Genomic DNA, 13297 nt, shown 5'->3' with positions numbered 1-13297 from the left:
GATCGAGGTTATCCGCTGGGCCGCCCAGGGATACATCGAGATCTTCCGCTGCACACCGCTCCTGGTCCAGCTTTTCTGGATCTTCTATGCACTGCCGGCCCTCACAGGTGTCACCCTGCCGGGATACGCCTCTGCAGTCATCGCCCTGACGGCCAACCTCACAGCTTTCATGGCCGAGACCTACCGAAGCGGGTTCCAGTCCGTTCCTGTCGAACAGGTCGAAGCCGGCCGGATGCTGCAGCTGAGCCGGTTCCAGCAGCTGCGCTACATCATCGTCCCGCAGGCTATGCGCCAGCAGCTGCCGGTGATCCTGTCCCTGAACATCTCGCTCTTCAAGGACACCGCGTTGGTCTCGACCATCGCCGTGGCTGACCTGATGTTCATCTCCAACACGATTTCCGCGCAGAACTACCGGGCCTTGGAGATCTTCACCCTGGCGGCGTTCATCTACTTCGCCATCGCGTTCCCGGTCTCGCTAATCACCAGCTCCATTGAGCGCCGCATGCAGAACAACGCAGCACTCGGAGGGGCCGCCCGGACCAGCATTTGGGCCCGGATGATGCCTGGTGCGCGGGTTGTGGTGGCGTCACGATGAGCCACTCCGCACTTACCCCGCAGCTTCCCGCCAACCTCCCGCAGAAGGACAATGAAGTGAGCGAACAAAAGGACGTGCAGGTGATAGTTTCCCAACAAGCGCCCGGCCAGTCCGGAAACGGGCAGGTCCTTGTGGAGGCCCGCGGCCTCCAGAAGAGCTTTGGAGTCCGAAAAATCCTCCGCAACGTCGACTTCACCATGAACAAGGGCGACATCACCGTCATTATCGGTCAGAGTGGCTCCGGCAAGTCAACGCTGCTGCGGGCGCTTGCAGGCCTCACCGATCCGGACGAGGGCGAGATCGTCATTGACGGACACACGGTGTTCGCCGAGCAGAAGCGCACCAAGGAATGGGAGAACATCCGTTCTGAGGTGGGCATGGTTTTCCAGGCCTACACCCTGTGGCCCCACATGAATGTGCTGGACAACCTGGTTCTCGCACCGCGGAAAACGCGTGGCGTCAGTGCCTCCGAAGGGCGTGACCGGGCCGAAGCAGCGTTGGCCGAAGTGGGCATGGCGCACCACATCCTCAGCCGGCCCACCCAGCTCTCCGGCGGTGAACGGCAGCGCGTTGCCATCGCCCGGGCGCTGATGATGAAACCCAAACTGTTGCTCTGCGATGAGATCACCTCGGCCCTGGACCCGCCCGTCGCAGCAGAAGTGCTGGATGTCCTGCGCCGCCTAAAAGAAGAGGACGGCATCGCTGTCGCCCTGGTCACGCACGATATGGCCTTCGCCTCCAAAGCCGCAGACCGGGTGGTCTTCTTCCACGAAGGCGAGATCGCCGTCAACGCAACTCCCGAAGCAGCATTCGATAACTGCGACAACGACGACCTCAAAAAGTTCGTCGACGCCGTCCGCTTCTGAGCCCAGCCCCCTTCAGGGGGCGGGCACAGAACGGACCAAGAAAGGAAACATAGTGCATACCGTTGTAATCGGCGGCGGCGTTATCGGCCTCACCCAGGCCTACCATCTCGCCCGCGAGGGTGAGAGCGTCACCGTCATCGATGCCCGGGCCACGGGCCTTGGCGCTTCGAAGGTCAACGCAGGCTGGATTTGTCCGGCGGAATCGGCACCGGTGCCGGGACCCGGCGTCGTCCTCAAATCCATGAAGTGGATGCTCCGCCCGGACAGCCCGCTCTACATCAAGCCCTCGGTCCAGCCGGACTTCCTGAAGTTCATGTTTGGCATGTGGCGCAAGTCCAACGCCCGCGACCAGCGTGCCGGGTTTGAAGGTCACCTCCGCCTTGCCGCCGATACCCTGCAGATCTTTGACGATTACCGCGCCGACGGCATGGACTTCGAGATGCACACGGACGGACTGCTCATGGCGTTCATGGAGCAGGACAACTTCGACCACCACATCGACAACCTGGATCTCGCCTCTCAGTACGGACGGCAGCCACGGGTGCTGGACCGGGACGCCGTGCATGAGCAGGAACCACTGCTCACCGACGGAGTCCTTGGCGGGATCTACTTCCCGCAGGAACGCCACGTCGATCCGGGAGCAATGGCAACGGCGCTGCACAAAAGGCTGCTGGCGATGGGCGTCAAGATCATCGAGAACTCCCCGATCGATGCCGTTGAACGCAACGGGGACCGGGTCACCACAGTGCACAGCGGCGGAAACAGCTACACCGCTGACAACTTCATCCTTGCTGCCGGCGCCTGGAGCGGGAACCTGTCCAAGCAGTTCGGCGTGGCGCTTCCCGTGCGTCCGGGTAAGGGGTACAGCGTCGAGGTTCCCGCCCTGGGCCTGCGCAGCGCGGTCAACCTTTGGGACGCGAAGGTCGCGGTGACCCCCTTCAACGAACGCCTCCGCCTGGCCGGCACGATGGAATTCGGCGGACTGGACGAGAACGTCAACCAGGTCCGCGTCGATGCAATCCTGCGTGCTCCCGCTAAGTACTTCCGCAACTGGGAGCCGCCCGCCACAAAGCCCACGCCGATGGCCGGCATGCGGCCAATGACACCGGACGGCCTGCCGGTCATCGGCCACCTCGGACACCTGCAAAACACCTATGTATCCACCGGCCACGGAATGATGGGCATCACCCTGGCGCCGGGCACCGCAGCAGCCCTTACGGACCTGATTGTGCACGGCCGCGCAGCCCCCACGCTTCAGCCCTTCAGGGCGGACCGCTTCCGTGGTGTCCAACGCCAGCACCCGGTCCCCGCCGTCTAAAACCTCACCACGTTTCCTGCCCCGCAACCACGCGGCCTGAAATTTCTCCCGAAAGGACCACCCACCATGTCAGCACGCACCAAAAAAGAACTCCGCGGCATCCTCGCAGCCGTCACCACCCCGTTCACCGAGGACGGCAGCGCCGTCGACGAAGCAGGACTGCAGCAGCAGGTAGAACGCCTGATCTCGGCCGGCATCCACGGACTGGTCCCCACCGGCTCCACCGGTGAATTCACCACACTTTCAGCCGACGAATACCGCCGCGTCATCGAGCTCTACGTCAAGGGCGCCGACGGCCGCATCCCCGTCGTTGCCGGCATCGGCGCACTCTCCACCCAGGGCGCCATCGACCTGGCCCAGCACGCCGAAACCGTCGGCGCGGACGCCATCATGCTGGTCCCGCCGTTCTACGATCCCCTGGACTTCACCGCGCTGAAGGAGTTCCTCGCCGCCGTCGCCGGTTCCATCAAGATCCCCGTGATGTACTACAACCTCCCGGGCATCACCGGAGTTCGGCTGACCGCCACGGAACTGGCCGAACTGGGCCAGATCGAAGGCATCGACTACATCAAGAACACCTCCGATGACGCCATCGCCCTGGCAGAACTCCTCGCCGTGCACACCGACAGCATCAAGGCCTTCAACGGCTGGGACACCCTGACGTTCTTCGGCATCGCATCCGGCGCCGAGGCCTCCGTCTGGGGCACCGCCGGCATCGTGCCCGAACTCGCCGTCGAATTCTGGGAGGCCCTGGCCGAACAGAAGGACCTGGTCCGTGCCCGCGAACTGTGGAAGCACCTCTGGGCCATCAGCGACTTCCTGGAGTCCGTGAACTACGTGGCCGGCATCAAGGCAGGCCTGGAACTCATCGGCCAGCCCGTCGGTCCTGCCCGCCTGCCCATCCAGCCACTGCCCGCCGAAGAGCGTGAGCGCTTCGCCGGCATCCTGCGTGAAGCCGGCGTCCTCCCGGCAGTAGCAGCATGACCATGCGCTCCGCCACCAAGATCGCCCTCGACGCCATCGAGGTGCACGCAGAAGGCGAACCCGGCAGGATCCTGACCTCCGCCGCCGGGCTCGTCCAGGGCGTCACGATGGCGGAGCGCCTGCAGTACTGCAAAGACAATCTGGATTGGCTGCGCCGGCTCATGCTCCATGAGCCGCGCGGCTACCCGGGCCTCTGCTCAGTGATCCTCCTGCCGGCCGTAAACGAAGGTTCCGACTTCGGCATCGTCGTCCTGGAACAGGGCGGCTTCACCCCCATGTCCGGGTCCAACACCATCTGCGCCGTCACCGCGGCACTGGAAGAAGGCATCGTTCCGGTTCGCGGACCGGAAACCGTCGTCACCATCGACACCGCGGTCGGTACCGTCCAGGCAGTAGCAAAGGTGCACGAGGGCAAAGTCCTGTCCGTCACCGTTGTGAACGTCCCCGCGTTCGTCGTCGAACTGGACTTCCCCCTCGTAGTGCCGGAATTCGGGACCGTGCCGGTGGACATTGTCTTCGGCGGCCAGTTCTTCGCCCAGGCCAAAGCGGCCGACCTCGGGCTGGAGCTGCACCCGGACAACGGCAAGGAACTGGCCCGGGCCGGGGCCCTGATCAAGATGGCGGCACAGGAACAGGTCCACGTGACCCACCCGGACAACCCGCTCATCTCCGGGGTCAACCTGGTAATGCTGCACACCGGCGACAGGGTGCCCGGCCGGCAGGACCGCAACACCGTCGTGCTCTCCAACGGCAAACTGGTCCCCGGCGACCCGTCAACCTGGACCGGCGCGCTGGACCGCTCCCCCTGCGGAACCGGGACATGCGCAAGGATGGCGGCCCTGCATGCCCGGGGCCAGCTCGCCGTCGGCGAGGACTTCTCGCACCAGAGCATCATCGGCAGCGAATTCATCGGCCGACTGACCGGCACCACGACAGCGGGGGACCGCGAAGCGGTCCTGCCCACGGTCACGGGCCGGGGCTGGGTCACCGGACGCAGCCAATGGGTGCTCGAGCCCACCGATCCCTTCCCCACCGGCTACACCGTGGGCGACATCTGGGCACCCGGCGCATAAACGCGCCAACCACACATCTTTACGAACGACTGAAAGCAGGAGCTGTGAGCCAGTTCATCAACGGCAAGATCCTCGAAGGCACCAGCGGCGCGACCGTGGACGTCATCGACCCGTCCAACGGAAGCACTGTAGCCACCATCAGCCTCGCCGGCAGCGACGACGTCAAGCTCGCAGTCCAGGCAGCACGGGACGCGTTCCCCGCCTGGTCACGGGCCACCCCGGCCGAGCGGTCCGCTGTGCTGACCAAATTCGCGGAACTGATGGCAGAACGGGCCGAAGAGTTCGCCCAGCTCGAGTCACGTCAGGCCGGCAAGCCCATCCGCCTGACCCGCGAATTCGACGTCCCCGGCACCATCGACAACATCGCCTTCTTCGCCGGCGCCGCCCGCAATCTCGAAGGCAAAGCCACCGGCGAATACTCCGCGGACCACACCTCCTCCATCCGGCGTGAAGCCATCGGCGTCATCGGTTCCATCTCACCGTGGAACTACCCGCTGCAGATGGCCGCGTGGAAGATCCTTCCCGCCATCGCCGCCGGCAACACGATCGTGCTCAAGCCCGCTGAAATCACCCCGCTGACCACCCTGCTGTTCGCCGAGGTCGCCACCGAGGCCGGCATGCCAGACGGTGTCATCAACGTCCTGACCGGACGTGGCTCCACCGTGGGCGCGGAACTGCTGCGCCACCCCGATGTGGACATGCTCTCCTTCACCGGCTCCACCGTGGTGGGCCGCACCGTCCTGGACGCCGCGGCGACAACGGCCAAGCGCGTCCACCTGGAACTCGGCGGCAAAGCGCCGTTCGTGGTCTTCGGCGACGCCGACCTCGAAGCCGCCATCCACGGCGCCGTCGCCGGGTCCCTGATCAACAGCGGACAGGACTGCACCGCAGCGACCCGGGCCATCGTGCACCGCTCCGTCTACGAGGACTTCATCGCCGGCGTCGCCGACCTGTACGCCAAGGTGAAGCTTGGGGCAACCGCCGACCCTGCCACTGACATGGGACCCCTCGTGTCCGAGGTGCACCGCGACAAGGTAGCCGAGATGGTGGAACGTGCACGCGGTTACGCCCGGGTCCTCGGCGGCGGCATCCCCGACGGAGACCTGGCCAACGGCTCCTACTACCGGCCCACCCTGGTAGCCGACGCCACCCCGGACAGCGAGATCTTCCGTGACGAGGTCTTCGGTCCCGTCCTGGCCGTCACCCCGTTCGATACCGACGATGAAGCCATCGCCCTGGCCAATGACACCCCCTACGGTCTGGCCGCTTCCGCCTGGACCAAGGACGTCTACCGTGCCCTGCGGGCCACCCGTGAAATCCGCTCGGGATGCGTCTGGGTCAACGATCACATCCCGATCATCAGCGAAATGCCCCATGGCGGCATGAAGCAGTCCGGCTTCGGCAAAGATATGTCCACCTATTCCTTCGACGAATACACCGTGGTCAAGCACGTCATGTTCGACCTCACCGGCGAAAAGGCCAAAGCCTGGCACCGGACCATCTTCTCGCTGGAAAGCTAGGGAATGACCACCACGGGACTCACCTCCCGCTTCCACGGCAAAACAGCCTTGGTCACCGGGGCTGGTGGCGGAATTGGTTCCGCCATCAACCGCCGGCTGGCCGCTGAAGGTGCACACGTTTTTGTGGCCGATGCCAATGAAACTGCGGCGAAGGAAGTGGCCGATTCCATCCTCGGTGAGAGGTGGTCCGCTGAACCGCTGGTCTTCGACCTGCTGGATTCAGACGCTTCAGAGGCTGCAGCCCGGTACATCGTGGGTAGTAGCGGCCACCTCGACGTCCTGGTCAACAACGCAGGCATCAACCTACGCGGGGACCTGCTAGCCCTCAGCCATGAGGACTGGAAGCTGTCCTTCGAGGTGAACGTGGACTCGCTCTTCCATCTCTGCCGCGCGGCACTGCCGCACATGATTGAGGCGGGTGGCGGCGCGATCGTGAATACGGCATCACAGTGGGGCCTCTACCCCGCGCCGGCCCACATTGCCTACAACGTGTCCAAGGCCGCCGTCGTCGCTTTCACCAAGAACCTGGCCCGCGACTACGCCCCGTACAACATCAGGGTCAACGCCGTCGCGCCCGGCGAAGTCCACACACCCATGCTCGAAGCCGGGCTTGCGCGCAGCGGCCGCGCCGTTGCCGACCTCGACGCGCTGGTGCCCTTCGGGCGCATCGGCAAGCCGGAGGAAGTCGCCGCGCTCGTAGCGTTCCTCGCCTCGGACGAAGCACCCTACATCTGCGGATCCGTCGTTGAAATTACCGGCGCTCAGGCCGTCGCATGAGCGCCGGAATGTTGACCGGGAAGACCATCCTGGTCACCGGCGCCTCCCGCGGCATCGGCCGCGCTACGGCTGCGGCCCTGCACCGCGAAGATGCGCACGTGATCCTGCACTACGGCAACGACAAAAACTCCGCCCAGGCCACGGCCGACAGGCTCGGCGAACGCGTCCACCTCGTCCAGGGCGACCTCCGGGATCCGGCAGAGCGCCTGCGGGTCTGGACCGAGGCCACCAACTGGTGCGGCGGCGTCGATGTGCTGGTCAACAACGCAGGCGCCTGGCTGGCGTCCGAGATTGACGACACCAGCGCGTGGCAGCACGGCTGGCAGGCCAACTATGAGCTGAACCTTTTGGCTCCTGCCGACCTCTGCCGACAGGCAATCCTCGGATTCCGTAAGCAGGGCGGCGGGATCATCATCAACGTCACCAGCCGATCGGCCCACCGAGGCGACGACGCAGAACACCTCGCCTACGGCGCAGCAAAAGGCGGACTATTGGCCCTCACCAAGGGCATAGCAAGGGGCTACGGCAAGGAAAACATCCTCGCGTACGCCGTCGCTCCCGGCTGGGTCGCGACCGATATCTCCGCCCACATCTCCCCCGACGACCCCATGCTCCAAACACTCCCACTGGGCGAAGTCACACCACCGGAGGACATCGCCGAAATGATCACATTTCTGGCCTCAGGCCGCTCACGGCACACCACCGGCGCCACCATCGACATCACCGGCGCCGACTACGTCCGCTGACCACTACAGAACTCAGACCAACGCCGAAAGGACGACCCACCAATGGATGTCAGACGCATCACCGACTGGACCCTCCTTCCCGGAGCCACCATCGAAATCCGGCACCAAGGCAGCCCCGTCTGCAGCGGCCATGTTGACGCCGTCACCGACGACGGAAAGATCCTATGGCTCCGCTCCCCCGCCCAGAACCGAAGGCTGTTCGAAAAAGCCGAGTTCTACGAGGCCTGGGCAACAGAGGACCGCGAAGGTTTCCACTACGAAATAACCAAAGCTCTCAGCGAGTCTGCCCCGCCGCAGCAAAAACTGTCACCGGAGCACTAAAACCATGCTGGCTGTTGGTCGACGCGCTATCCATGTTGCATGAATTAAGAACGAATACGCCTTAAAGGGGAGGTCGTATGGAACCAGTGAGCTTCATTGATCCGTTTGCCGCTGAGGAGCGCACGGTAATAGCCCGCCCCACGGGCGTGCCGCGCATTCCCGCTCCTCCCACGAATCGGAGCACGTCTCAGGCCCTGCCATCCCGGCGCCGTGAACGCGAGGTGCAACAACTTATCCACGATCTTGCCGCCCTCGCGGCTAAAAACGACCCGCTGTCCCAGTTGACAGCGAAAGGGCAACCGCCGGCCGCGGGTCATGGCAACGAGTAGCAACGTCCCCTCCTCGAACGCAGCGCCCCGGACGAGGTGTGGAGGCTAAAGGTCACGTGCCTTGTTGTCGTCCGCATAGATTTTCTCGGCGCAGGGAGCCCCTTGTGGGACCAGCAGCCACTTGGTGGTCCGAGGTCCATTTGAAGGGCAGGAGGAGGGGCGGCCGCCGACTGCGTGACGGCCGCCTTGCTTCAGCTAGTTGGCGGCGTAAGGTGCTCAGTGGCCATTTTGTAGCAAAGCTTTCCGGCCAGTTTCTGGGGCTGGATCCACACGCGATAGCCTTCCGCGGCGGCGAAAAGCTGCCGCCCATGGTTGCCGTCCGAAGCCAGCCATAGTGCCGACGAATCGGGCATGACGTCCTCAACAATTCCTGCACGGACGATCGAGAAGTCCTTGCGGATTTCCACCGGAGTCCCGACCAGCCGGCTCCAGTCATGGTACGGGTAGGCGTCGACAGTCATTTCAAACCTCGTCTTCTGCGCCTTGGTACCGGACCGACTCGCATCGGACGGGCAGGAACCGGCCTCGGGTCCCCCGGCAAGTCTGAGGGACCTTTGAAAGCCGCTTGTCATGGCCCGTTCCCTTCTAAGCGCCCTTGGTTGTCAGTGGAGGTGGCTTCCGCCGTTGATGTCGATGGTGGTGCCGGTGAGGTAGGCGGAGTCCTCGGAGGACAGGAAAGTGATCACGGCCGCCACTTCTTCGGTAGTCGCGTTGCGGCCCAGCGGGATGCCGGCGTTGATGGCGGCTTCCTGCTCGTCGGTGCTGCCCACACGGATGTTGGTGTCAACGGCGCCGGGCGTGATGGCGTTGACGGTGACGCCGGTGGTGCCGAGCTCACGGGCAAGTGCCTTGGTGAGGCCCAGGATGGCTGCCTTGGCTGCGGAGTAGGGGACTTTGCCGAAGACGCCGCCGCCGCGCTGGGCGGAGACCGAAGACATGTTGACGATGCGGCCCCAGCCGTTGAGGATCATGTCCGGCAGGAAGGCCTTGGTCACCAAGTAGGTTCCGGTGGCGTTGACGTCCATGATCTTGTGCCACAGCTCCAGGGTGGTTTCAAGGAACGGTACCGGCGAGGTGATGCCGGCGATGTTGGCCAGGGCGCCCACGGGCGGGAGGTTGCCGGCACTGACCTCAGCGGCCACGGCCTGGTATGCGGCGTTGACGGACGCTTCGTTTGCAACGTCGATCTCGTGGCCGAAGGCGGGAACGTTGTACTCGTTGCCGATTTCGGTTGCGACCTTGGCGGACTTCTCGCCATCGAGGTCCAGGATGACGACGCCCCAGCCTTCACGGGCGTAGCGGCGGGCGGTCGTGATGCCGATCCCCCGGTCCGAAGTTGCCCCCGTTAGGACTGCGGTGCGCTGGATAGTGCTCATGATGCTCCTTGAAAGCTTGGGAGGTGAGGTGCTGCAGGGCGGTCTAGAGCACGAAGCCGAGTAGTGAGTTGAGCATTGGCATTGATCCTCTTTACCTTGCTGGTGATATGTATCACCCTACGGACATTAGTGTTAACAGTCAACTACCAACATCCACTGTTGACAGTGCTGCATGGCGTAGGTCACACTGTAGCGACAACGTGTTAACAGTCGACAGCGCTGGAGCCTAGCCCCGTCGCCCATCGAAAGGGATTTAGCTAATGAGCAATGAAGCTCTGAAAATGCGGGGCCATGTACATGGCACCAAGGACGCCAAGCGCGTTGCTATCGGCTCCGGTGTCGGCGCCGTTATTGAGACATATGACTTCATCGGCTTCGGCACCGCCGCCGCCCTGTACTTCGGGACAGTCTTTTTCCCCAACACGGACCCCGTCACCGGAACCCTGGCTGCTTTCGCCACGCTCGGCGTCGGATTCGCTGCCCGCCCTATCGGCGGCATCATCGGCGGACACCTCGGCGACAAGGTAGGCCGCAAGCCGGTGCTGGTAGCCTCCCTGATCCTCATGGGCGTGGCCACGTTCCTCATCGGCCTCTTGCCCACCTACGAGCAGGTGGGCCTGCTCGCACCCGCGCTGCTGGTCTTCGTCCGCATTGTCCAGGGCCTGGCGTTCGGCGCTGAATGGGGCGGTGCCATCCTGATGAGCTACGAGCATGCGCCGTGGAAGTCCAAGGGCAAATACACCGGCATCGTGCAGGCCGGCTTCCCGGTGGGCCTCCTCCTGGCGAACCTGGTCTTCCTGGTCAGTGTCAACCTCGGCGGTGAGCTCGCCTGGCGCGTTCCCTTCCTCGCCAGCATCGTCCTCGTCGCCGTCGGCCTCATCATCCGCGCCAAAGTGCCCGAGTCCCCGGTCTTCGACGAAGTCAAGGACAGCGGCTCCATCGTCAAGAATCCCATCATCGAGGTCATCAAGACCGACTGGCGCAGCATCGTCCGCGGCATCGGCCTGCGGATCGCCGAGACCGCGGGATACGCGGTGTCCATTACCTACATGATTTCCTACCTGCACACCCAGCAGCTGGCGGACAAGACCGAAACCCTCGTCGCCCTCTGCATTGCCTCGTTCATCGGCATCTTTGCCACCATGGCCTGGGCACGGCTCACGGACCACATCGGCCGCCGGCCCCTGTACATCTGGTCCACAGCCTTCGCTCTCCTGTTCGGCATCCCGATGTTCCTGCTGGTGAACACCGGCATGTTTATCTTCGTCATTGCCACGATCGTGATTTCCTACGCCGTCTGCCAGAACTCCCTCGCCGGCGCCCAGGGCCCCTGGTTCCCGGAACTGTTCCAGGCCAAGACCCGCTCCTCCGGAGCCTCGCTGGCCTACCAGATCTCCGCGATGGTCTCCGGCTTCACCCCCTTCATTACCACCCTGCTGTTCGTCGCCCTGGGCTGGATGGGCCCCGCGCTGCTCTTCAGCTTCTACGCAGCCATCGGCCTCTGGGCGGCCCTCGTCACCCGGGAAACCTGGGGCAAGCGGGAACGCCAACTCGCTGATGAAGCCACCAAAAGCACACCCAACACGGTAAGCGTCTGATGACCACCACGCACGAAACAAACACGGAGCCAGCAATGCCAACAGATACAGTCCAGGAACGGATCGCCCGGAACGCGGTGGCCGCGGAAACGGTGACGCCGGAGCGGGTCTCCCAGGTCAGCGCCGCGGCTTATCGGATCCGGCACCACGCCCTGAACATGGGCGAGGTCCAGGGCCAGGGCTATGTTGGCCAGGCACTGGGTGCAGCGGACATGCTTGCCACGGTTTATGGCGACCAGCTCCGCTTCAAAGCGGAGGACCCGCATTGGGAGGCACGGGACAGGTTCCTGCTCTCCACCGGCCATTACGCCATCGGTCACTACGCAGCCCTTGCCGAAGCCGGCATCGTCCCGGTGGAGGAACTTGAAACCTACGGCTCCGACGATTCGCGGCTGCCGATGTCGGGGATGTCCACCTACACGCCCGGTATGGAAATCTCCGGCGGTTCCCTGGGCCACGGCCTGACCATCGCCGTCGGCATGGCCCTGGGCCTGCGCTACCAGGGATCCAACGCCCGGGTATTCAACTTCCTTTCCGACGGCGAACTGGACGAAGGCTCCACCTGGGAGGCGGCCATGGGCGCCCACCACCACCAACTGGGCAACCTCACCGCCATGGTGGACATCAACGCACTCCAGGCCGACGGCAAAACCGACACAGTGCTCCGAACCGAGCCGGTGACCGAAAAGTGGGAATCCTTCGGCTGGTACACCCAGCGCGTGGACGGCAACGACGTCAGCGCGTTGCTGACAGCGTTCGACAACGCAGCGGCCCATGCCACCGCCGTCGGACGCCCCTCCGTGATCCTCTGCGACACGAAGGTCGGCCGCGGCGTGCCCCTGCTGGAGAACCGCGAAAAGGCGCACTTCATGCGCATCGAAGAACACGAATGGCAGACCTGCCGCGAGCAGCTCACCGCCGGTTACGAAGGAAAGATCTCCTGATGAGCACCACCACCGAGGCCCCCGACACAACCACAGCCGCCAAGCCCAAACTGAAGACCTCCGCCATGATCGCCTCCTTCGCCGACCCGGACCAAAAGACGGCGTCCGCACCGTTCGGGCACGCCCTGGTGAAAGCCGCGCAGGAGAACGACAAAATCGTTGGCCTCACGGCGGACCTGGGCAAGTACACCGACATGCACATCTTCGCCAAGGCCTTCCCGGAGCGGTTCTTCCAGATGGGCATGGCCGAGCAGCTGCTCTTCGGCGCCGCCGCCGGGCTGGCCGAGACCGGGCTGGTGCCGTTCGCGTCCACCTACTCGGTGTTCGCCGCCCGCCGGGCCTACGACTTCCTGTGCCTGGATGCTGCCGAGCCCAACCTGAACGTGAACATCGTCGGCGGCCTGCCCGGCCTGACCACCGGGTACGGACCCAGCCACCAGGCCACCGAGGACATGGCGATCTTCCGCGGCATGCCCAACCTGACCATCGTTGACCCCTGCGACTCGATCGATATTGAACAGGCCGTCCCCCAGCTCGCAGCGTCCGAGGGGCCAACCTACCTCCGCCTGCTCCGCGGCAACGTCCCCACCGTCCTGGACGAATACGACTACACCTTCGAACTCGGCAAAGCCAAAGTCCTGCGCGGCGGCAACGACGTTGTGTTCATCTCCTCCGGCCTGCTGACCATGCGCGCCCTGCAAGCAGCCAAGGCCCTCGCCGCACACAACGTGGACGTCGCCGTCGTGCATACCCCCACCATCAAGCCGTTCGACGCCGACACCGTCCTCGCCGAAATCAACACCGACCGGCTCGCCGTGACCCTGGAAAACCACTCCGTGGTAGGCGGCCT

The 13297-nt window shown here is 64.3% G+C and carries 14 protein-coding genes; 12 read left to right on the top strand and 2 right to left on the bottom strand.

Annotation, left to right across the window (positions count from 1 at the left end):
* The 9 genes from AC5RWX_RS23450 to AC5RWX_RS23410 all read left to right on the top strand — a co-directional run.
* Positions 1–595, top strand: a 595-nt coding sequence (locus AC5RWX_RS23450; protein WP_494098699.1) for an amino acid ABC transporter permease, incomplete at its 5' end; no start/stop codon positions are given.
* Complete coding sequence (locus tag AC5RWX_RS23445) at positions 592–1461, top strand: amino acid ABC transporter ATP-binding protein (RefSeq protein ID WP_494098698.1); 870 nt, start codon at positions 592–594, stop codon at positions 1459–1461. The genes AC5RWX_RS23450 and AC5RWX_RS23445, both read left to right, overlap by 4 nt.
* Positions 1462–1513: 52 nt before the next feature.
* Positions 1514–2779 carry an NAD(P)/FAD-dependent oxidoreductase gene (locus tag AC5RWX_RS23440; protein ID WP_494098697.1) on the top strand — a complete coding sequence of 422 codons (1266 nt, stop codon included), beginning with the start codon at positions 1514–1516 and terminating at the stop codon, positions 2777–2779.
* Between the two features lie 66 nt (positions 2780–2845).
* Positions 2846–3763, top strand: a complete 918-nt coding sequence (locus AC5RWX_RS23435; protein ID WP_494098696.1) for a dihydrodipicolinate synthase family protein — start codon at positions 2846–2848, stop codon at positions 3761–3763.
* Positions 3760–4836, top strand: a complete 1077-nt coding sequence (locus AC5RWX_RS23430) for a proline racemase family protein (RefSeq protein WP_493994658.1) — start codon at positions 3760–3762, stop codon at positions 4834–4836. The genes AC5RWX_RS23435 and AC5RWX_RS23430 overlap by 4 nt, the downstream gene beginning before the upstream one ends.
* A 44-nt stretch (positions 4837–4880) precedes the next feature.
* Positions 4881–6356 carry a gamma-aminobutyraldehyde dehydrogenase gene (locus AC5RWX_RS23425; RefSeq protein WP_494098695.1) on the top strand — a complete coding sequence of 492 codons (1476 nt, stop codon included), beginning with the start codon at positions 4881–4883 and terminating at the stop codon, positions 6354–6356.
* Between the two features lie 3 nt (positions 6357–6359).
* The gene (locus AC5RWX_RS23420) at positions 6360–7133 is read left to right on the top strand and encodes an SDR family NAD(P)-dependent oxidoreductase (protein ID WP_494098694.1); all 774 of its coding nucleotides are present in this window, start codon (positions 6360–6362) and stop codon (positions 7131–7133) included.
* The gene (locus AC5RWX_RS23415; protein WP_494098693.1) at positions 7130–7879 is read left to right on the top strand and encodes an SDR family NAD(P)-dependent oxidoreductase; all 750 of its coding nucleotides are present in this window, start codon (positions 7130–7132) and stop codon (positions 7877–7879) included. The genes AC5RWX_RS23420 and AC5RWX_RS23415 overlap by 4 nt, the downstream gene beginning before the upstream one ends.
* A 42-nt stretch (positions 7880–7921) precedes the next feature.
* A complete protein-coding gene (locus AC5RWX_RS23410) occupies positions 7922–8200 on the top strand; it encodes a hypothetical protein (protein ID WP_494098692.1) in 279 nt (92 codons plus the stop codon).
* 520 nt (positions 8201–8720) lie between these two features.
* On the opposite strand, the gene AC5RWX_RS23405 is transcribed toward AC5RWX_RS23410, so the two are convergent.
* Both AC5RWX_RS23405 and AC5RWX_RS23400 read right to left on the bottom strand, forming a co-directional pair.
* Complete coding sequence (locus AC5RWX_RS23405; protein WP_494098691.1) at positions 8721–8990, bottom strand: hypothetical protein; 270 nt, start codon at positions 8988–8990, stop codon at positions 8721–8723.
* 141 nt (positions 8991–9131) lie between these two features.
* Positions 9132–9905: an SDR family NAD(P)-dependent oxidoreductase gene (locus tag AC5RWX_RS23400; protein ID WP_494098690.1), complete on the bottom strand. Its 774-nt coding sequence runs from the start codon at positions 9903–9905 to the stop codon at positions 9132–9134.
* Between the two features lie 260 nt (positions 9906–10165).
* Here AC5RWX_RS23400 and AC5RWX_RS23395 point away from each other — a divergent pair, with 260 nt between their 5' ends.
* From AC5RWX_RS23395 to AC5RWX_RS23385, 3 genes are all read left to right on the top strand, one after another.
* Positions 10166–11503 carry an MFS transporter gene (locus AC5RWX_RS23395; RefSeq protein WP_494098689.1) on the top strand — a complete coding sequence of 446 codons (1338 nt, stop codon included), beginning with the start codon at positions 10166–10168 and terminating at the stop codon, positions 11501–11503.
* Between the two features lie 35 nt (positions 11504–11538).
* Entirely contained in the window at positions 11539–12447 is a 909-nt protein-coding gene (locus tag AC5RWX_RS23390; protein WP_494098688.1) for a transketolase, read from the top strand.
* On the top strand, positions 12447–13297 hold an 851-nt coding region (locus tag AC5RWX_RS23385), incomplete at its 3' end, for a transketolase family protein (RefSeq protein ID WP_494098687.1). The genes AC5RWX_RS23390 and AC5RWX_RS23385, both read left to right, overlap by 1 nt.

The sequence above is a fragment of the Arthrobacter sp. SPT-J7 genome (assembly GCF_059089965.1).
This window is presented reverse-complemented; position numbering and strand designations above follow the sequence as displayed.